The 19,308-nt window shown below is 38.3% G+C and carries 17 protein-coding genes and 1 pseudogene; 4 read left to right on the plus strand and 14 right to left on the minus strand.

Annotated features, from left to right (window positions below):
- Window positions 1-130 precede the first annotated feature (130 nt).
- Window positions 131-273 (plus strand): annotated as a pseudogene (locus PVV63_RS10500) (integrase); the annotation flags it as partial.
- 98 nt (window positions 274-371) lie between these two features.
- Here the strand turns inward: PVV63_RS10500 and panB are convergent.
- From panB to rpoZ, 11 genes are all read right to left on the minus strand, one after another.
- Entirely contained in the window at window positions 372-1,187 is an 816-nt protein-coding gene (panB, locus tag PVV63_RS06155) for a 3-methyl-2-oxobutanoate hydroxymethyltransferase (RefSeq protein ID WP_273791095.1), read from the minus strand.
- On the minus strand, window positions 1,184-2,044 hold the full coding sequence (gene panC, locus PVV63_RS06160) for a pantoate--beta-alanine ligase (RefSeq protein WP_273791096.1): 861 nt from the start codon (window positions 2,042-2,044) through the stop codon (window positions 1,184-1,186). The genes panB and panC overlap by 4 nt, the downstream gene beginning before the upstream one ends.
- Window positions 2,045-2,067: 23 nt before the next feature.
- Window positions 2,068-2,814, minus strand: coding sequence for a DNA repair protein RecO (gene recO, locus PVV63_RS06165; RefSeq protein ID WP_273791097.1), 747 nt, complete (start codon window positions 2,812-2,814; stop codon window positions 2,068-2,070).
- Window positions 2,815-2,840: 26 nt separating this feature from the next.
- On the minus strand, window positions 2,841-3,746 hold the full coding sequence (gene era, locus PVV63_RS06170) for a GTPase Era (protein WP_273791098.1): 906 nt from the start codon (window positions 3,744-3,746) through the stop codon (window positions 2,841-2,843).
- Window positions 3,739-4,446 carry a ribonuclease III gene (gene rnc / locus PVV63_RS06175; protein WP_273791099.1) on the minus strand — a complete coding sequence of 236 codons (708 nt, stop codon included), beginning with the start codon at window positions 4,444-4,446 and terminating at the stop codon, window positions 3,739-3,741. Before rnc ends, era begins: the two co-directional genes overlap by 8 nt.
- Window positions 4,427-5,239, minus strand: a complete 813-nt coding sequence (lepB, locus tag PVV63_RS06180; protein ID WP_273791100.1) for a signal peptidase I — start codon at window positions 5,237-5,239, stop codon at window positions 4,427-4,429. Before lepB ends, rnc begins: the two co-directional genes overlap by 20 nt.
- Window positions 5,240-5,319: 80 nt before the next feature.
- A complete protein-coding gene (gene acpS, locus PVV63_RS06185) occupies window positions 5,320-5,721 on the minus strand; it encodes a holo-ACP synthase (protein ID WP_273791101.1) in 402 nt (133 codons plus the stop codon).
- A 27-nt stretch (window positions 5,722-5,748) separates the two neighbouring features.
- Window positions 5,749-6,357, minus strand: coding sequence for a DUF2062 domain-containing protein (locus PVV63_RS06190; protein ID WP_273791102.1), 609 nt, complete (start codon window positions 6,355-6,357; stop codon window positions 5,749-5,751).
- A 95-nt stretch (window positions 6,358-6,452) separates the two neighbouring features.
- Window positions 6,453-7,031 carry an orotate phosphoribosyltransferase gene (pyrE, locus tag PVV63_RS06195; RefSeq protein ID WP_273791120.1) on the minus strand — a complete coding sequence of 193 codons (579 nt, stop codon included), beginning with the start codon at window positions 7,029-7,031 and terminating at the stop codon, window positions 6,453-6,455.
- Between the two features lie 16 nt (window positions 7,032-7,047).
- The gene (locus PVV63_RS06200) at window positions 7,048-9,273 is read right to left on the minus strand and encodes a bifunctional (p)ppGpp synthetase/guanosine-3',5'-bis(diphosphate) 3'-pyrophosphohydrolase (RefSeq protein WP_273791103.1); all 2,226 of its coding nucleotides are present in this window, start codon (window positions 9,271-9,273) and stop codon (window positions 7,048-7,050) included.
- Between the two features lie 128 nt (window positions 9,274-9,401).
- A complete protein-coding gene (gene rpoZ / locus PVV63_RS06205) occupies window positions 9,402-9,800 on the minus strand; it encodes a DNA-directed RNA polymerase subunit omega (protein WP_273791104.1) in 399 nt (132 codons plus the stop codon).
- Window positions 9,801-10,367: 567 nt separating this feature from the next.
- Here rpoZ and PVV63_RS06210 point away from each other — a divergent pair.
- The gene (locus PVV63_RS06210; RefSeq protein ID WP_273791121.1) at window positions 10,368-11,036 is read left to right on the plus strand and encodes a uracil-DNA glycosylase; all 669 of its coding nucleotides are present in this window, start codon (window positions 10,368-10,370) and stop codon (window positions 11,034-11,036) included.
- Window positions 11,037-11,084: 48 nt separating this feature from the next.
- Here the strand turns inward: PVV63_RS06210 and smpB are convergent, their stop codons facing one another.
- Window positions 11,085-11,561 (minus strand): SsrA-binding protein SmpB, encoded by a 477-nt coding sequence (gene smpB / locus PVV63_RS06215; RefSeq protein ID WP_012231306.1) that lies wholly within the window; start codon window positions 11,559-11,561, stop codon window positions 11,085-11,087.
- A gap of 18 nt (window positions 11,562-11,579) precedes the next feature.
- Window positions 11,580-12,464: a 4-hydroxy-tetrahydrodipicolinate synthase gene (dapA, locus tag PVV63_RS06220; RefSeq protein ID WP_273791105.1), complete on the minus strand. Its 885-nt coding sequence runs from the start codon at window positions 12,462-12,464 to the stop codon at window positions 11,580-11,582.
- A 250-nt stretch (window positions 12,465-12,714) separates the two neighbouring features.
- Between dapA and PVV63_RS06225 the strand changes: the two genes are divergently transcribed.
- Window positions 12,715-14,805, plus strand: a complete 2,091-nt coding sequence (locus tag PVV63_RS06225; RefSeq protein WP_273791106.1) for a lytic transglycosylase domain-containing protein — start codon at window positions 12,715-12,717, stop codon at window positions 14,803-14,805.
- Window positions 14,806-15,844: 1,039 nt separating this feature from the next.
- On the opposite strand, the gene PVV63_RS06230 is transcribed toward PVV63_RS06225, so the two are convergent.
- Window positions 15,845-16,615, minus strand: coding sequence for an energy transducer TonB (locus tag PVV63_RS06230; RefSeq protein ID WP_273791122.1), 771 nt, complete (start codon window positions 16,613-16,615; stop codon window positions 15,845-15,847).
- 245 nt (window positions 16,616-16,860) lie between these two features.
- On the opposite strand from PVV63_RS06230, the gene PVV63_RS06235 reads away from it, so the two are divergent.
- A complete protein-coding gene (locus PVV63_RS06235) occupies window positions 16,861-19,041 on the plus strand; it encodes a TonB-dependent hemoglobin/transferrin/lactoferrin family receptor (protein WP_273791107.1) in 2,181 nt (726 codons plus the stop codon).
- Window positions 19,042-19,308 lie beyond the last annotated feature (267 nt).

Below are 19,308 nucleotides of genomic sequence, written 5' to 3' on the forward strand. Positions count from 1 at the left end.
GAACCATCTCAAGTGCTAAGCGCTGTCGCAACATTGAAAATTGGCAAAGTGCGTGATGATGCCGGCTTGCTCTCTTATGAAGCGTAAAGACGGGAGTGCTCTATAAATTTTATACACTTCATAAGGGACTTACCACTATACTATTCACGAACGCCGTCGCGAAATAGGATTGGGTACCTTAAGAAAGCTTTCTTTAAAAAAGCACGTGAATTAGCGACCCAATGGCGTTCTGTTTTGCATGAGAGGCGTGACTTCATTAAAGAAATGGAAAAAATCACAGTTCAAATTGCATACAAAATATATTAAAAATGCACATTCATTATCAAAATAACAAATGTTCTCTTGTCAAACCTTTCATCTTAAACTGAAGTTTATTTTAGTTTATAAACTTCATTATCCGCTGGGAAAGAACGAGATGTGACATCCTCTGCATAATTCTTTATTGCAGTTTCCATGGCTTGTTCAAGGTCTCCATAACGGCGTACAAATTTTGGCACATGAGAACCATAGCCCAACATATCTTCCATAACCAATACTTGCCCATCACATTGATTGGACGCCCCTATACCGATCGTAGGGATAGAAAGCTTATCTGTCAGTTTCACCGCTAAAGGTTCGACCATTGCTTCTAAAACAACAGCAAAAGCACCTGCCTCTTCAATCGCTGCTCCATCTGCTTCAATTCTTTGCCAATCATTCTCCTTGCGTCCTTGTGTTTTAAAACCACCAAAACGATTCATTGCTTGGGGTGTAAGACCGATATGCCCCATCACTGGAATGCCACGTTTACACAAAAAATCTATTGTTTCGGCTATATAAACGCCCCCTTCAAGCTTAACTGCACCACACCCCGTTTGTGCAAGAATGCGCGATGCATTTAAAAAAGCTTGCTCTGGACTTTCCTCATAAGAACCAAAAGGCATATCAATAACAACAAGAGCTTTTTGAGATCCACGCACCACGGCTTTCCCGTGTGAAATCATCATATCTAAATTAACAGGAAGCGTTGTCTCAAACCCATACACAACCATCCCAACGCTATCACCAACCAAAAGGATATCGCAATATGGATCAGCAATCCGCGCAGTATAAGCTTGATAAGCTGTTAAAGAAACAATTGGCTGTTGTCCCTTTCTTGCACGTATTTCGGAAGATGTTATACGCTTTACGGTTTTATGTACACTCATTTTCCACTCTTCTCTTGTAATATATATTGATCAATCAGCCTTACCTCACCAAAGCGGACAGTAAGGAGTAAAACCGCCGGTTTATTCAATGTTCCTTTAACCACGCATAAAGTTTCCATATCCCGTAAATCTATCGCTTCAATGATTGCACGCGTTTCTTGTTGTAAAATATCACGAACAGTTTTGCATAATTTATCAACCGACCGTTCACCTTCATGATAAAGCTTTTCAGCAGCTTTTCCACTTTCAGGAATAATTTTGGCAGCTTTACGATCTTCTAATGTTAAAAGCTGATTGCGTGAAGAACAAGCTACACCATCTGACTCCCGTAGAATAGGAACTCCAACGATTTCAATAGGAAAAGCCAAATCTTCAACCATACGCCGAATAATTAAAATTTGTTGAAAATCCTTTTCCCCAAAAAAAGCCTTATCTGGTTGGACAATGTTAAAAAGTTTAGCAACAACGCTTGTTACACCACAAAAATGCCCCGGACGTAATTTTCCCATCAAAATACGTGATAATTTTTTCACTTGTACAATTGTATCATTCCCCAGTGGCCACATTTCATCTACAGAAGGAGCAAAAACACATTCAACACCTGCTTCTTTTAACAAAGCACAATCGCCCTTCAAATCTCTTGGATATTGAGAAAAATCTTCTTGAGGTCCAAATTGCTTTGGATTGACAAAAATAGAAACCACTACGCGATCACACATTGCTCTTGCATACTGTACTAATGCAAGATGTCCATCATGCAATGCCCCCATTGTTGGAACAAAACCAATCGAAAAACCTAAACGTCGTTCCTCTGAAGTATATTGGCGGACTTCAGCAATTGTCTTTAAAATTCTCATTTTCCCATTCAATTATCATCAGATCAACCAATTAATGCCTGCACACCAAATTGGCGCTCAAACAATTGTATCATATTCATGCGCACTGACGGCTGCTTTATATCTCGTGGCTCCCAGACATGACGCATAAGAAAAAAACCCGTCAGTATAAAACCATTTATTATGTCACTAAAATCAGCAGGACGAGTCGTTCTTTGTACAAGAAACTGTGGTAGAATGAGAAGCTTTTTTTTCCAAGGTTCCCCTGCTTCTTCACAGACAGCCCGTCCAGATTTTGGTGATACGTAATGAAGCCTTTCCTGACGACCTGTTGCAGCACAACAAGATAAATCAAGACCAAAACCAAGTTCTTCAAGAAGCCGCATTTCAAAACGTACAAGCAATTCTGCATTTACAAATGGTTCATCAAAATTCTGCATAAAAAGGTGTAAAATATCATATAAAATGGGGTGCGGATCACGTTCGGGAAGAAGCCGCAAATGAAAAGCTATCAATTGCAAAGCATAAAGTGCTTCTGGTAGACAGATTAATCGTGCCGCATGTAAATCAAGAGCTTCAAGCCGAAAAAGTCCCAAATGTTCGTCTAAACGAGCCCACCATTCAGCCTCCACAAAATTTCCAGGTTGAAGAAGAGCTGCCATACGACGCGACCGCCCCCCTTTTACCACCCCCATATAACGACCATGTTCACGTGTCATAATCTCAAGAATAACACTTGTTTCACCATATTGGCGTGTACCAAGAATAACAGCTTGTTCTTTCCACTTCATTTTACTTTAATTATTTTTTTAAAATCTTATTTTAAAAAATCCAATCCCATTTCGCGATAACGTTCTGGATCGGTATCCCAATTATCGCGCACTTTCACAAAGAGAAAAAGATGAACCTTTTGATCCATAATTTCCATGAGTTCTTTACGTGCTGCTTGTCCAATCGCTTTAATTGTATCGCCTTTTGCTCCTAAGACAATTTTTTTCTGACTCTCACGCTCGACATAAATAACTTGATTAATTTTAACGGAACCATCTGAACGTTCTTCCCAGCTTTCTGTTTCAACCGTTGAGGAATAAGGAAGTTCATCATGAAGACGAAGAAAAAGTTTTTCACGCGTAATTTCAGCAGCAAGATGACGCATGGGCATATCAGAAATTTGATCTTCCGGATAATACCATGGCCCCTCCTGCATCATATTACTCAACGCATGCAGTAAATCCTTGCAACCAGAACCGTTTAGAGCAGAAATCATAAATGTTTGCGCAAACTTTACACGTTCATTTATTTTAGTGGTTAACGCTAGAAGAGATGATTTAACAACTGTATCAACCTTATTAAGAACAAGAACTTTTTCTTGTTTCAGATTGTTTACAATATCTAACATCATATCAACTTCATCCGAAAGACCATTTTGAGCGTCGATTAAAACGAGTAGAACATCAGCGCTCTTAGCCCCTCCCCAAGCAGCAGAGACCATGGCTCGTTCTAAGCGCTTATGGGGACGAAAAACACCCGGTGTATCGACCAACACAATTTGCACATCATCATGAATGACAATACCGCGGATTAAAGTTCGTGTTGTTTGTACCTTATGCGTTACAATTGAAACCTTTGTTCCAACCAATTGATTAACCAGTGTCGATTTACCGGCATTAGGCATCCCAATAAGCACAACAAATCCAGAACGCGTTTTCATAACGTCACTCATGATCATTTTTTCCCACTGTTTTCCATACACCCTCTCGTCGCAAAATTTTTTCAGCTGCCATTCTTTCGGCATATCTTTTGGAGCTTCCCTGCCCAATCTCTGAAGCAAACCCAGAAATACTGACCTCTACCATAAAAACAGGATCGTGATCGGGACCTGAACGTTTGATAACCTGATAATGTGGTTGTGCATTGCCTTGGATATGCGCCCATTCTTGTAATTCTGTCTTGGCATCACGTCGACCAGCATCCATTTTCTTTGCCCGACTTTGCCAATATTTTTGAATAAAAGGGCGAACGCTTTCCAATCCTCCATCGAGATATATCACGGCAATCAAAGCTTCCACGACATCTGCATGCATATTGATAAGTCGACGCCCCTCGAAATTTTTCATCTCAAAACCAACACGAATCATATCAGGAAGCCTCATTTCACGCGCAATATCAGCACATGTCTGCGCATTAACAAGATGATTCAAACGGACTGATAATTCACCTTCACTTGCCTGAGGAAAAAGTTGATACAGCATTTCCGCAATCAAAAGCCCTAAAACCCGATCCCCTAAAAACTCTAGTCGTTCATAATTTCCCTGTTCCGAATCTTGTACACTCGAATGTGTTAATGCCTTCGTTAACCTCTCTTCATCTTTAAAACGATGCCCCGTCAGCTTGAAAAGCTGATCAATCATGAGACGTTTCATCGTTGTTTCCTTGCTTGATAAGCGGCAAATCATGAACCGTATTTATGAAAGAAAACAAACGTTTCCAACGCACATCAAATGGCCAGCGCCAAATCTGCCAAGCACTTGAACCGTTACTGATAGAAAAGAAAATCACGCTCGCGCGACCAATAAGATTTTCTTCTGGAACATAGCCTACATCTAAACGACTATCATCTGAATTGTCGCGGTTATCTCCCATCATAAAGTAATGTCCTTGAGGAACTTCAAAAACTTTTGTATCATCAACTTTCGGGATGAAAGCTAAATCAAGTGTATCATAACTGACACCGTTAGGCATTGTCTCGCGATAAACCTCAACAGGATAGTTAACCTCTGTTATATCAGAATTATTAATCTCCCCCATAAAGTGACGTGAAACAGCCTCATCATTAATATAAAGAACACTTTGACGGACTTGTATACGATCACCTGGTAGCCCAACAACGCGTTTTATATAATCAATCTTCGGATTACTTGGTAAGCGAAAAACGACCACATCTCCACGTTGAGGTTGAGATGCCCAAATCCGTCCAGAAAAAAGAGGGGGAGAAAAGGGGATGGAAAAATGAGAATACCCATATGCATACTTAGAAACAAACAGATAATCTCCCACCAACAAAGTAGGACGCATTGAACCGGAAGGAATACTAAACGGCTGGAAAAAAAGTGTCCGAATAAACGCTGCTAAAAGCAGAGCCTGTACTAAAACAGAAATAAATTCACGAATCCCACCTTTTTTTTCTTTTTTATGCACTTTATCTTTTTGGATCATCACCAACTGCCTTCTCATCACAGATATAATTTTTTTTCATCATAATATTCAAATAACAAAAGCACAATCTCTCACGCCATCTATCCACGTGGAAGTGCTTCGATAATAATAAATGCCTGTGCCCAAGGAAAATCATCTGTTATGCTAAGATGAATAACTGCATCATGATGAGGAGGTAATAACTTTTGAAGTTGCATTTGCGCACGATTTGTTAATTGCATTATTGGTTTACCAGATGGCAAATTAACTACCCCCATGTCTTTCCAATTGATACCACAAGCGATTCCCGTTCCTAAGGCTTTAGCACATGCTTCTTTAGCAGCAAATCTTTTTGCATAGGAAGAGGAGCTTTTTTTGAGATTTTCAGATCTATTTTTTTCAATATCCGTAAAAATACGTTGGATAAAACGCTCACCATAACGAACCAACATTTTCTCAATACGTCGTATATCAACCAGATCATTTCCAAGACCAATAATCATAAGATATTAACCCGATCTTTCTCAAATTTATTTCTGTTTTAATACAGGCGATGAACGCTTCTTTAAACGCCTTTTTTTTATAATCTTTTGATATCGCCTTTGTTTAAAACGAACCGTTGCTCTGTAAACACCTATATAAGATAAACCACCAAAAACAATACCTAAAAGAGTTCCACCTAAAATCATAGGACTCATAATTGTGTCCCATGCGCCTTTAAAGAGGAGAGAGAGATTTGACAATGTCAAACCATTAAATAGAGCACGAATTTGCGAAAGAGAAATCTCTTTGACATCGCTAAAAAGTGATAAACAAAAGTACCCTACTTTATAATCAGCCATGATAATCAATAAAAATGTGAGTGGATTAGAAAAAATCGTCCCAATGATTGCGGCAGCAAAGTTTGCACGCAAAAGCCAAGAAAAAAATATTGCCAAAATAATATGCAGCCCAAAGAAAGGGGAACAAGCTAAAAAAATGCCAACAGCAACCCCTAATGCTACTTCATGCGGTGTTGCTGATATACGCAAAATACGTTTATATATGTAGCAAAATGAGCGAGAAAATGAACGACGTGGCCATAACCAAAGTCGAATACGCGTTACAAAATCTATTGGTTCTCGACGACGAAAAAGCATATGACTCTCAATATACATCTTTTGATAATGAAATAACCTATATCATCCAAATTAATCTTTTTAAGCTTTTGCACAAAAAAAAAATAGAAAGACAATTAAATATTTCGACTGCCTGGTTTAATCGCTGGAAGAACAGAAAGCTCTGCAGGAAGAGCATCACTAGCATAAGAGGTTATCTCGTATTCAGCAAGCGCAATCAATGGAACTCCAACATTGACCTTACCACCAGAACGATCAAGAATACATGCACTGGCCAATACCTCTGCTCCTGCTGCAACAAGCGCTTCAACAGTCTCACGAATGGAAAGACCCGTTGTCACAATATCTTCAACAATAACAACCCGTGCACCCTTCTTGATTTCAAAACGACGCAATTCAAAGATGCCATTTACACGCTCTACCCAAAGAGAAGGAACACCAAGGTGACGTGAAGTTTCATAGGAAGGAATAAGACCGCCAATTGCGGGCCCAACAACATAATCAATTTTTTCCTCGATAGATTTTTTAATTTTTTCAGCCAATCCACGACATAACTTTTCTGTCAAGTCAGCATGCATGAATACTTTCGCTTTTTGCATATAAGTCGCACTATGGCGCCCCGATGTTAAAATAAAATGCCCTTCTAGAATAGCATCTGCTTGTTTAAAAATATCAATGACATCTTGTGTATTCATTGCTAAATCTTTCTTTTTATCCATGAACCCGCCGTACTGTACTTACTGAACCTGCCTTTTTTAATTGAGAAAAAATACGATTCAAATGTTTTAAATCCCACACTTCCAAATCAATCATAATTTCTGTAAAATCTGGTGCTGTACGGATAAAAGATAAATTTTGGATATTGGCATCGTTAGCAGAAATTATTTGTGTAATTTCAGCTAAAGAACCAGGACTATTTACAACCAAAATATTCATCCGTGCAGGAAAACGTTCATTCATTTGGGCATCAATATCCCAGCGAACATCAATCCATCGTTCTGGCTGATCATCATACGCCATCAAAGCTGAAGACTGTATTGGATAAATAACGATCCCAGCTCCTGGCTGCATAATACCAACAATCCGATCTCCAGGTACTGCTCCTTCCGGTGAAAAACGTACGGGTATATCTCCATGGGTTCCTCTAATAGGCAATGCTTTAGATTGATGATTCTCGACCTTTGCATTCTTTTCATTTTCTGGAACTTTAAAAATCATACCTTGAGCATTTTCAATATTAAACCAACCTTCTTCCCCAGGCCTAAAAGATGACTTTTGTACCACACGGTGATCTTGATAATCAGGATAAACCGCTTTAATCACATCAGCGGAAAACAGCTCTCCACGCCCAACAGCAGCCAATACATCCTCTACATCTTTACGTGCTAAACGTGGCAAAACTTTCTTCAAAAGGTCTTTTGAAAATTGCTTTCCCATATATTCAAATGAACGCTCGAGAATACGATATCCTAAACCCGAATATTGTTTACGTACCGCTGCACGACTTGCTCGTCGAATAGCTGAACGTGCTTTACCTGTGACAACAAGAAATTCCCATGCTGCTGGCGGAATTTGAGCGTGTGAGCGAATAATATCAACCTCATCACCATTTTTTAATTTGGTCATTAAAGGCATAATACGACCATTGATTTTTACACCCACACAAGAATCACCGATGTCTGTATGGACGGCATAAGCAAAATCAATAGGCGTAGCTCCTTTAGGAAAAGCAATTAATCGACCTTTCGGCGTAAAACAAAAAACTTGGTCTTGAAAAAGCTCAAGTTTTGTATGTTCTAAAAACTCTTCTGGATTATCTCCATCAGACAAAGATTGTATCGTTTGACGCAACCATGCATAGGCATTCGTTTCACTTGATAACTTCACAGTCGAATAATTGGAACCGCGCTCTTTATATATGGAATGAGCAGCAACCCCATATTCAGCAACTTCATCCATAGCAGCCGTTCTAATTTGCAACTCAACACGTTGTCTTGAAGGGCCAACAATTGTTGTATGAATAGAACGATAATCATTTTGCTTTGGTATAGAGATATAATCTTTGAAACGACCAGGAACCATTGGCCATGTCGTATGAATGACACCAAGAGCACGATAACAATCATTCACGGACTCAACAATCACACGAAATCCAAAAATATCCGATAATTGTTCAAAAGATAATGCTTTACTTTCCATTTTGCGAAAGACTGAATAAGATTTTTTCTGACGGCTTTTAACATCTGCTTTAATGCCATGCTCCAAAAAAAGTTTTGTCAATTCATTTTCAATTGTGGAAAGCAAATCACGGTTGTGTTTCAATAATTCAGAAAGTCGATTGGTAATCGTACGATAACCTTCTGGATTTAAATAAAAGAAAGAGAGATCCTCTAATTCCTCACGCATATCCTGCATACCCATACGGCCTGCAAGTGGCGCATAGATATCCATCGTCTCTTCAGCAATTCGCCGACGTTTATCATCACGCATAACACCAAGGGTACGCATATTATGAAGACGGTCAGCAAGTTTGACTAAAAGAACACGAACATCATCAGAAATAGCAATAAGAAGTTTACGAAGATTTTCTGCCTGTACGGCTTTCTTTGATACAAGATCAAGCTTATTAAGCTTTGTAAGCCCTTCAACCAACTTCCCAATTTCAGAACCAAAAAGCTGATCAATTTCTGCTCGTGTAGCGCTTGTATCTTCAATTGTATCATGCAAAAGAGCAACAGCAATCGTTGCCTCGTCCAACCGCATATCTGTCAAAATAGCAGCAACTTCTAAAGGATGAGAAAAATAAAGATCACCTGACGCACGCTTTTGATGCGCATGCTTTTTCATTGCATAATCATAGGCCCTGTTTAAAAGAGCCTCATCTACGTCAGACTTGTAACGTTGAACACGTCCAACAAGCTCACACTGACGCATCATACGAGCATATCCTTTATCTTTTCACACCCCTAATCTTTATTGAACACGTCCTATTAATAAAAGACACGAAAAATAATTGCTCCTCACATGACAAAGTATCTTTACTCCTGTAACATAAATTGCTGCAATTAATAATCGTCACTTTTTTCTGGAACAACCAAACCTTCAATACCCGCTAAAAGCTCTTCTTCTGACATATGATCAAATGAAGTACCTTCTTCTTGCGATGACGTATTAAAAACACTTTCAGCTTCACCTGAATGGGTAATAAATTCACTTGCCATTTCTGGCTCATCTACTTCCACGTGCTTTTGCAGCGAATGAATAAGGTCTTCCTTTAAATCAGCAGGCGACAATGTTTCTTCTGCTATTTCACGCAAAGCAACAACTGGATTTTTATCATTATCGCGATCAACCGTAATCTGCGCTCCTTGTGAAATCTGACGCGCCCGATGACCTGCTAAAAGTACCAACTCAAAGCGGTTGTCAACTTTATCAATACAATCTTCTACCGTTACGCGGGCCATTTATGCCTCTTTCTCAAATAAAAAAATTTAATAGCGGATAAAGGAGTATATACAATAATCAAAATAAAACACAAGAAAAACAACACAAACTTTTATATTTTTTGATTAAAGAACTTATTTAAGAAAATTCTTGGAAAATTTATAAAAATGTATAACCTATTCATGCTCGTTATCAAAGTTTCTCGTAAAAGCATTCCAATAGATTGACTTCAAACAAAGGACGGTCTTTCTTGACAAAATATTTGTCTGGAGTATTCATCCTTTTAAAAGGAATACCAGCTATTTAAAATCCTTTGCAATAACGGCAGCCTTACGCATACTTTTTATGATAATATCTTTATCTAAAGAGAAAACTTTTTTCTTTGAACATCATGTGTATTGCACTCTTATTCATCGAATAAATTACTGAAAGATGACCTCTTACACAATAGTTAGCAATAAGTTTATATTAAACTTTCTTCTAAAAAAGTTTATTTATATTCATTATAGATTGTTTATCAAAACATAACCCGTCATATACGCTATAAAAGACTCAAAAAAATAGAAAAACGATTAATGCCTAACACCATGAATAGCCAATTAACATCACTTTGCCCAGAACCACCCCAAAATTGCAATTTATGTCCTAGGCTTCATCAATTTATCGCTGGCTGGCGTGTAAAAGAACCAAGTTGGTATAACGCACCGGTGCGCCCATTCTTTCCTCATAAAGGGCCCGACACAACACGCCTTCTTATTGTTGGGCTTGCTCCTGGATTGCGCGGAGCAAATCGAACTGGACGTCCATTTACTGGTGATTATGCTGGGCACTTACTGTATTCAACTTTAAAAAAGTTTGGTTTTGCCCAAGGAACCTTTGAAGAAAGAGCAGACGATACTCTTGAACTTATTGATGCAGCAATCGTTAACTCTGTTCGTTGCGTTCCACCAGAAAATAAACCCACCGGTGCAGAAATTAACACGTGCCGCTATTTCTTCTCACCTCTTTTAACAAATCTTCCCAAACTTAAAGCCGTTATTACCTTAGGCACCATTGCGCACCATTCAACGATACGTGCCCTTAATGCAAAAGTTTTATCTCACCCTTTTGGACACGGTGAAATCAATAACATCGGCAGATTACGCATCTTTTCGAGCTATCACTGTTCTCGTTATAATACAAATACTGGGCGCTTGACAGACGCCATGTTTCACCAAATCTTTCAAGCAGCAAAAACATACTTAGATCAATGCTAAAACTGTTTTAAAAAGTGCTATAAATAAAGAATATCGAAATTGCATCCATCATCCATATCTTTTTAAAAGTCTTGCTTTTTCACGTCCCCAATCACGTTTTTTTTCCGTTTCGCGCTTATCATGAAGCTTTTTCCCCCGCGCTAGAGCGATCTCCAACTTAACGCGCCCTCGTTCATTAAAATAAAGTTTGAGAGGAACAAGCGTCATTCCTTCACGAGACGTTGCATTAAAAAAACGTGCCATCTCACGTTTTGAAAGTAATAATTTGCGCAAACGTCGTGGTTCATGATTAAAACGATTAGCCTGCGTATATTCAGGAATATAGCTGTTTACTAACCATAATTCCCCATTCTCAAAACTCGCATAGCTTTCAGCAATATTGGCATGATTAGAACGTAAGGACTTCACTTCCGCTCCCTGAAGGACAAGACCAGCCTCGAGATTATTAAGGATTTCAAAATTAAAACGTGCTTTACGATTGTCAGCAATTATTTTCCGTACGGGCGCGTTCTTTTTTTTATTCATGGCTTTGTCAATATCATTTTATGCTTTTAAAAGACCAGCATGACTGAGGGCTGCATCAATAATCTTCTTTGTTCTTTCTGTTAATGGAACAATAGGAGAACGCACAGTATCACCACAAAATCCTAATTTTGCAGCAGCATATTTAATACCTGCTGGACTAGGTTCAATAAACACAGCACGATTAAGAGGCATCAAGCGATCATTTAATTCTCGTGCTGTTTTATAATCACCACGAAAACAAGCTGCTTGAAGTTCTGCACAAAGCTTCGGAGCAACATTGGAGGAAACTGAAATACACCCCATACCTCCATGTGCATTAAAACCTAACGCCGTACAATCATCACCGGAAAGCTGCACAAAATCTTTTCCACACTTTTCACTTTGTTCACTAACGCGCTCAATTCTGCTCGTTGCATCCTTAACACCAATGATATTGTTAAAATCTTGATAAAGGTCTTTCATCGTTTCTACAGCCATATCGATAATAGAACGACCAGGAATATTATAAATTATAATCGGAATAGAAACAGCTTTGGCAATGGAAGAAAAATGCTTGTATAAACCAGATTGATTTGGTTTATTATAATAGGGAGTGACAACCAAAACTGCATCTGCACCAGCTTTTTGCGCGTATTGTGCAAGCTCTACAGCCTCGCTTGTGCTATTTGATCCCGCTCCAGCAACAACAGGAACACGCTTTGCAACCTGCTCAACACACAATTCTATAATCCGCTTATGTTCTTCATGACTTAACGTTGCTGATTCACCTGTTGTCCCAACAGGGCTTACACCGTTAATCCCTTGTGTGATCTGCCATTCAACAAAATCACAAAACGCCTTCTCATCAATTGCGCCCTTGTTATCAAACGGTGTGATAAGCGCAGTTATAGCTCCCTTGAGCATGATAAACTCCCTATAATGTTTGCTTTTATTTTTTTATAATCGCCTTTTATAAATTTTAAATAGAGCATAATCTTGCTCTATCATTGAAGCAAGATGAATTTCAAAAAAAGCCCTCATAAGATGAAAATGCCCCTCCTTAAATGTTGAACAGTTCTTTAAAATAAGCCGTCTATATTAACGCGTTTTTCACGCTTGTGTTCTATAAATCCTTAAGTTTTTACAAAAAGCAAGGTCTCAAGGTCTTTTCTCTATGCGTGTATTCTCCACCTCTCTTTTCGTATCAACCTTTACTGCACTTATACTGGCAATAAGAATTTTATTTTCAAGTGCATACGCGCAAACACCCCTTTTGCAAGGGAAAGCGCCAATCCCTTTGGTTCGCCCTACTCCCTTTACCACAAAAGAAGCTCAAGACTCTCTTCAACAGATACACACGACATCACACAATACTGCTACACTTCAGCAACTGAAAGCTGGGCTAGATGCACTAGCAAACAACAATATTGCAAAAACAATAAATCTTCGTAATTCAATGGAAAAACATAGCCTTGATCGTCATATTTTGACATGGGCGCTGGGGGTATCAAACCAAGCGAATATACCAAGTTCTGAAATATTTAATGCAATCAACATGCTAAAAGGATGGCCAGGTATAGAAACGATGCAACGCAATGCTGAACGTGCTTTTCTTAACGAAACCAACGTTACACGCGCAATCATCCAAAAATTTTCTCATCACCCGCCCCAAACAGCACAAGGGATGGCTCTCTTCGCTAAAGCACTTATCGAAACCAGACAAACCACTCGTGCTCAACACATTATTGCACCATGGTGGCATAAAACACAACTCAGTGCAAAAGAAGAAGTATTTGTTCTTAAAAATACAAGCGCTGCATTAAAACCTATTGATCATTTGAAACGCATGCAGTTTATGCTGTATGCACATCGTTTTGATTCAGCAGCACGCGTTGCAAAATTAGCCCATGCTCAATCTCTTTTTAATGCTTTTGTGGCCGTTGAAAAAAATGATCCTAGAGCTACACAAAAATTAAAAGCTGTAGAGAGATCATGGCAAAAAGATCCTCTTTTTCAGTTTGCTCGAATACGCCATCTTCGACGAACAGAGCAATATGATGCAGCCGCAGCACTCATGATGAAAACATCAAACGATGCATTTCGCCTTATGAACCCTCATTCATTGTGGAAAGAACAACGCGCCCTTTCTCGTGAAATGCTCGATTTAAACAAACCAAAAATTGCTTATCAACTCGTTGCAATGCACACTGGTATAACATCTGCATTAGCCGTCGATGCTGAGTTTCATGCAGGATGGTATGCACTACGGTTTCTTCATAACCCTAAATTAGCAATGCAGCATTTTTCACGTATTCCTCAACTCTCTTCTTTACCTTTTTATGCATCACGTGGATATTACTGGATGGGACGAACAGCAGAAACGCTAAAAGAACATCAAAATGCCCAGCAATACTTTCATCGTGCAGCTCATTTTGGTGCAACTTACTATGGTCAATTAGCCGCTGCACGACTCAACCAACAAAAGCTTAAAGTTTTCTTTCCCAAACCAACAACCGCTGAGCGACAACATTTTAGTGCACGAAAAGCGATCAAAGCAATTCAACGTCTTGAAGCAGCCGGCTATGCTGATTTTGCTAAAATTTTTTATAGAGAGCTCGGAAAAAGAATAGAAAGCCCCGGTGAATTAGCTCTTCTGGCTGTTATGGCAGAAAAAAATGGAGACTATTATACCAGCCTCAAAATTGGAAAAATGGCTGCTTTTCAGGGAAAAAATGTTGGTGCACTCTCTCATCCTCTGGGAGCTATACCAGCTTCTGCTAATATTTCTGTAGAAGAAAAATCGCTTATCTATGCCATTGCACGCCAAGAAAGCGAATTTAATCCAACAGCCATATCAAAAGCAGGTGCACAAGGTATACTCCAATTGCTTCCTACAACAGCAAAAGCACTGGCAAAAAAATACTCAATCGCATGGTCTCCTAAAAAATTTAGCAGTGATGCTCATTATAATGCAACATTAGGTGCCCATTTTCTCAATGAACAATTAGAACGTTTTAATGGATCCTATATACTAACTCTTATTGGCTATAATGCGGGTCCCCGTCGAGTCAATGAATGGATAAAACGTTATGGCGATCCTCGAGGACAATCTCTCGATAACGTCATTGATTGGATTGAACGTATTCCTTATACAGAAACACGTAATTACGTGATGCGTGTCATGGAAAATTATGGTGTCTACAAAGCAAGACTCACTGGGAAAATAGATATAAAAACCGACCTGCTTTCTGGTCGACGGAAATAATATGCCTTAACTTCCCAAATAGCATTTCAAAGCATTCATAAGAAGTGTTTTTATTCCTTTTTAAATAGTACCCACATACCAACTTTCTTATGATGTATAAGCAAGTAATTTTAATTGATTCAGTATCAATAAATTCAAAATAAGAAAACCCTGCGCTATTCGGGTCTTTTATTCTAAATACAAAATGATGACTTATCATTATAAATCAACATGTCGTACAAATAGTTCATTTCTTCTCAACATAAACGACAATATCATAGAGATTACAAATATAAGAGAAGAGTGAAACAAATAGCTCATCCTTTTACTGTTGCTTATTAGTCAATATTCAAATCTTGTGAAACAGCATATTTTAAAACTATTTTTTTCTGCTTATAACATTTCTATACCAAATAGAGAGTAGGTTGTTATATATATCGTTTGGATTATCTCTGATAACAGAAAGACAGACTCATTGAGTTAGAAAGCCTTAAAGACAAACAATTTTCTTCTGCCCCTTCCCTTTCATTCGGTTTTACGACTTTTAAATATGTCAATATCTTTTAATGATGAAGATGAAGCTTTGCTTTTTGTTTTTCTCATTTTTACATATAAGTTCACATCCTTCACACAAAAACAGAGCATCCCAAAATAGTATGTTTTTCTTATTGATATTCTTGTTTTATTTTAATGTTTCTAAGTCTATTTCACAACGGTGTATCTGGAAAGTACTTACGAAAATCCTCTCACGAACGGTATAAAAATCGATTAGACACGATTAACCTTTACTTAATTACTTAATAAAAGCTATAGCTCTATCATCCCATAACTCCCAATGTTGCAACAACCCTTTCATTTAGAGCATTCATAAGAAGTATATTCGCTGCTTTTTAGAAGTTTTTATTCATGCTCCCCCCTCAACTTATATCATAAGTAAGCGAATGGTTTTGATTAATTCAACGTCAAAAAAATTAGAACAAACTATATTTTAACTTTCATTAAAATTATAAACAATCATTATAAATCAATATATTATAAGAAAAGCGCCCCGCATAAGAAATCAGCTAAATATTAGGGATACTCTGATTGTTTTATTCACTTTTGATGGTGGTGGTGGTGGAAAAGAACCAATGCGTTGAAGTGCCGCCATCGCTAATCGATCAAGTTCCGGATCACCAGCAGAGACTGCTACACGACTAGAAAAAATACTCCCCTGCTCATGTACCATAAATTCTAACTTCACCGTTCCTTTTGTATGACTGGTACGCTGTCCCACAATATAATTTTTTTGCCTTTCTAATTGTGACTGTACCTTTGCTAACCACTCCATTAACAACATATCTTCAGTCCCTGCTGTACCACCGCCCTTATTGGTGGAAGAAGAACGTACCGCCTTTGTATTGGAGCGCTTTACTACAGCCTTTGGCATCGGTATTGTTTTTTTGATAAACGCTTTATGCTCCACTTTTTGAGGAAGGGGGTCTTCTAAAGACTTTAAGTCATCCTGTTTTACTATATGCTGAGGTTCTTGCGATTGAACTTCATCCACGGATTGCAATCCTTCTAACTCCTGCTCTAGGAGATCAGACTGTAATACTTCTGGCTCTGTATTAATATCCGACTCTGTATGAATATCTGGCAAGTCTGTATCAACATCCGGATATACAGTTTCTTGCGCAAAAGTCAGCATAATCTCCGACGAGAGCAAGCCATTACTTACACCAATACTTTGAAAATAAAACTGCGCTCCCAATAATACATGCAAAAAGAAAGCTCCAACAAATGCACCAATCCAAAGAGTTAATAATTGCTTCGTATTTGCAAAATTCATCGTTTTTTCTGCCACTATTTTAAGCTTAATATTGGTGTTCAATCTCATTAAAACAGGCTATTTTGAAATTGCAACTTTTTTCTTGACTGATTTTGTCATGTTTAATATGGTTTTCCAGTGATTTTGTGTTGTTTTCAAAATCATTTCTACTTGGCTGGCAAGTTTTAATCAGCGGGTCCAGCCTTTTTGTATGTAAATAAAATTTCAAAACAGAGAGGGGACGTTTAAAAGGGTTGTGATGTGTTATGCAAATAAGACGAAAAAATATCTATAAAAGCTGTGTGATTTTAAGTGCATTATCGGTCTGTATACCTTCATTTGTTTTCGCACGAAGTAATGATGGAGCTTCTGTCACTGAACTCAAACCAATTGTTATTGAAGAGAAAAAAATAGGGACGGCCTTGGATTCGGTCACTATCCTGACAGATCGGAAAACCGCGAAGGATATTCGTGAGAAACAAATAACTGATGCCTATGATATTAGTCGTCTTTATCCAAGCGTGTCCTATAGCCCAGGAAATAACAGTTTTGTCATTCGTGGTTTAGAAGCAAACCGTGTTCTCACAACGATGGATGGTATTATTCTTCCATGGTTCAATGATATATTGCGTGAAAACAGTGGTAACACAATGTTTGACTTTAGTGCGCTTTCCACACTTGATATTATTCAGGGATCGGATTCTAGTCTTTATGGATCTGGTGCACTAGGGGGAGTAGTTGCGTTGCGTACCCTTGATCCTGAAGATCTTATCACAGAAGGAAAAAATTGGGGTGGCCTTATAAGGGGTAGTTATCATTCTGTTGATAATAGTTGGCACGTAGATCAAGCTGTTGCAATGCGTGCTCAACAAACGTTTTTGCTTTTCCAAGGTTCTTATGCGGAAGGTCATGAGCGCAAAAATATGGGAACCTTAGAGGGCTATGGAGAGCGCACACGTAAAAACCCTGCTCATTTTGATCAAAATAATTTGCTCTTTAAAATTCACCAATACCTTGATGATAATCACCGACTTGGTTTTACCGCCGAGCGTTTTGGTCACAATGTTGATACACATTCATTGAATGCTTCTGAGAGATATTATGCCCCTAGTTCTGTTTATGATAAGGACGACAAACTCCGTGAACGCCTTTCTCTTTCTTATGACTATAATGGCAATGAAGATGCACTTTTTGATGCATTTCGTGGGCAGATTTATTGGCAAAGACAGTCAAGTCATGATATTATGACTGCATTTCGTGTTAGGGCCCCCAAAGGGGATTTTTTGAGAGATAATTTTTTGCGTAATACTAATTATGGTGTCAATGCTAACGCTCTCAAGAAGGTTCATATTGGCACTGTAGATCATACGTTAAAGATTGCCGCTAATGTCTTGTCATCTAAGTTCCATCATTATTTGTTAGGGAAAGATAATTGTCACTTGGCGGAAAATGCACGGGGATGTCTCTTTGTACCCGCTAATCGGTCAGATTCACCAGATACAAATGGCTATAATTTGGGTTTTGTTTTCGAAGATGAAATTGGCTTTGCTGATAACCATTTCCGTGTAACACCTGGAGTTCGTTATGATTGGTATAAGTATGTCCCTCAAAAAACGTCCTCTTATGAGAAAGCTCTGATTTCTGATAAATTTCCTCCAGAAAGAAATGGTTCACGTTTTTCTCCCAAATTACGTGTGGAGTGGGATGTTTATGATCAAGTAACACTTTATGCTCAATGGGCACAAGCTTTTCGCGCACCACGTGTTGCAGAACTTTACGTCTCTTATATAAAACCCTCTGCTTATTACTCGAAGGGCAATCCTGATCTTAAAGCAGAAACGAGCAATGGGTATGATGTTGGCATAAGGTATGGAGATAGAAATTTTGGTGGTTCAGTCACTGCCTTTTTCAATCAATACAAGGACTTCATAGACACTATAGATAAAGGTCCATCAGAGGCATTCCCATTAGCACGTAGCCATTATATAAATCGTGCAAATGTGCGTATTTATGGTGCTGAAGCAAAAATACATTTGGCTCTTAATGGTGGATTCCATAGTAATTTTGCTCTTGCCTATTCGCAAGGAAAAGATCTTGATAAAGATGAATATCTTAACTCAATTCCAGCTTTAAAAGCGATTGTTGGGATCGGATATGCAAAAGAAATCTGGGGAGCAGACGTTGTTCTTACCTCATCTGCCAAACGCGATAAAGTTGCTAAGGAATCGGACTATCAAAAAATTCCAGGTTATAATATTATTGATGTGTCAGGTTGGTTGAAGCCATTTGGTGAAAAGGGTCCTGTTATAAGGGCTGGTGTTTATAATCTGTTCAATCAAAAATATTGGAATGTATCAGATCTTCCTTCCGGTGAAAGCTCAACGCCGAAGGATTATTATACTCAGCCTGGTCGCAACTTTAAAGTTTCGTTCGTGCAAAAATTTTAGTTACTTTTGTTAACCATTAGATCAATTAAAAAGGTTAGATCGATAAAGAATAAGTTATTGTGTTTCTGTTCTTCTTGTTCTCTAAACAACAGATTTTGAGGTTTAAGCTTTAGCTTTTTGTAATTTATCGGTTTTTATTGTTCTACTGTTAATAAAAAAAGGGCTTATTTGGTAGTAGGTTGAACCATTAGTTGATAGTGGTTCGACTTACTGTCTTTCTAGTTGTAAAATTAAATAATTAACCCTCAAACAGGTAACATAAGGATA

Origin of the sequence: Bartonella sp. CM31XJBT (genome assembly GCF_028618555.1) — a bacterium.
Lineage (GTDB): Bacteria > Pseudomonadota > Alphaproteobacteria > Rhizobiales > Rhizobiaceae > Bartonella.

What these genes read in the sequence shown, in the direction of transcription:
- PVV63_RS06190 (WP_273791102.1), bottom strand. Translation starts at nt 6,357, where the DNA reads ATGCTTTTTCGTCGTCGAGAACCAATAGATTTTGTAACGCGTATTCGA.
- acpS (WP_273791101.1), bottom strand. Translation starts at nt 5,721, where the DNA reads ATGATTATTGGTCTTGGAAATGATCTGGTTGATATACGACGTATTGAG.
- pyrE (WP_273791120.1), bottom strand. Translation starts at nt 7,031, where the DNA reads ATGAATACACAAGATGTCATTGATATTTTTAAACAAGCAGATGCTATT.
- panC (WP_273791096.1), bottom strand. Translation starts at nt 2,044, where the DNA reads ATGAGAATTTTAAAGACAATTGCTGAAGTCCGCCAATATACTTCAGAG.
- PVV63_RS06210 (WP_273791121.1), top strand. Translation starts at nt 10,368, where the DNA reads ATGAATAGCCAATTAACATCACTTTGCCCAGAACCACCCCAAAATTGC.
- PVV63_RS06235 (WP_273791107.1), top strand. Translation starts at nt 16,861, where the DNA reads ATGCAAATAAGACGAAAAAATATCTATAAAAGCTGTGTGATTTTAAGT.
- PVV63_RS06230 (WP_273791122.1), bottom strand. Translation starts at nt 16,615, where the DNA reads ATGAATTTTGCAAATACGAAGCAATTATTAACTCTTTGGATTGGTGCA.
- era (WP_273791098.1), bottom strand. Translation starts at nt 3,746, where the DNA reads ATGAGTGACGTTATGAAAACGCGTTCTGGATTTGTTGTGCTTATTGGG.
- rpoZ (WP_273791104.1), bottom strand. Translation starts at nt 9,800, where the DNA reads ATGGCCCGCGTAACGGTAGAAGATTGTATTGATAAAGTTGACAACCGC.
- recO (WP_273791097.1), bottom strand. Translation starts at nt 2,814, where the DNA reads ATGAAGTGGAAAGAACAAGCTGTTATTCTTGGTACACGCCAATATGGT.
- dapA (WP_273791105.1), bottom strand. Translation starts at nt 12,464, where the DNA reads ATGCTCAAGGGAGCTATAACTGCGCTTATCACACCGTTTGATAACAAG.
- panB (WP_273791095.1), bottom strand. Translation starts at nt 1,187, where the DNA reads ATGAGTGTACATAAAACCGTAAAGCGTATAACATCTTCCGAAATACGT.
- smpB (WP_012231306.1), bottom strand. Translation starts at nt 11,561, where the DNA reads ATGAATAAAAAAAAGAACGCGCCCGTACGGAAAATAATTGCTGACAAT.
- PVV63_RS06200 (WP_273791103.1), bottom strand. Translation starts at nt 9,273, where the DNA reads ATGATGCGTCAGTGTGAGCTTGTTGGACGTGTTCAACGTTACAAGTCT.
- lepB (WP_273791100.1), bottom strand. Translation starts at nt 5,239, where the DNA reads ATGATCCAAAAAGATAAAGTGCATAAAAAAGAAAAAAAAGGTGGGATT.
- rnc (WP_273791099.1), bottom strand. Translation starts at nt 4,446, where the DNA reads ATGAAACGTCTCATGATTGATCAGCTTTTCAAGCTGACGGGGCATCGT.
- PVV63_RS06225 (WP_273791106.1), top strand. Translation starts at nt 12,715, where the DNA reads ATGCGTGTATTCTCCACCTCTCTTTTCGTATCAACCTTTACTGCACTT.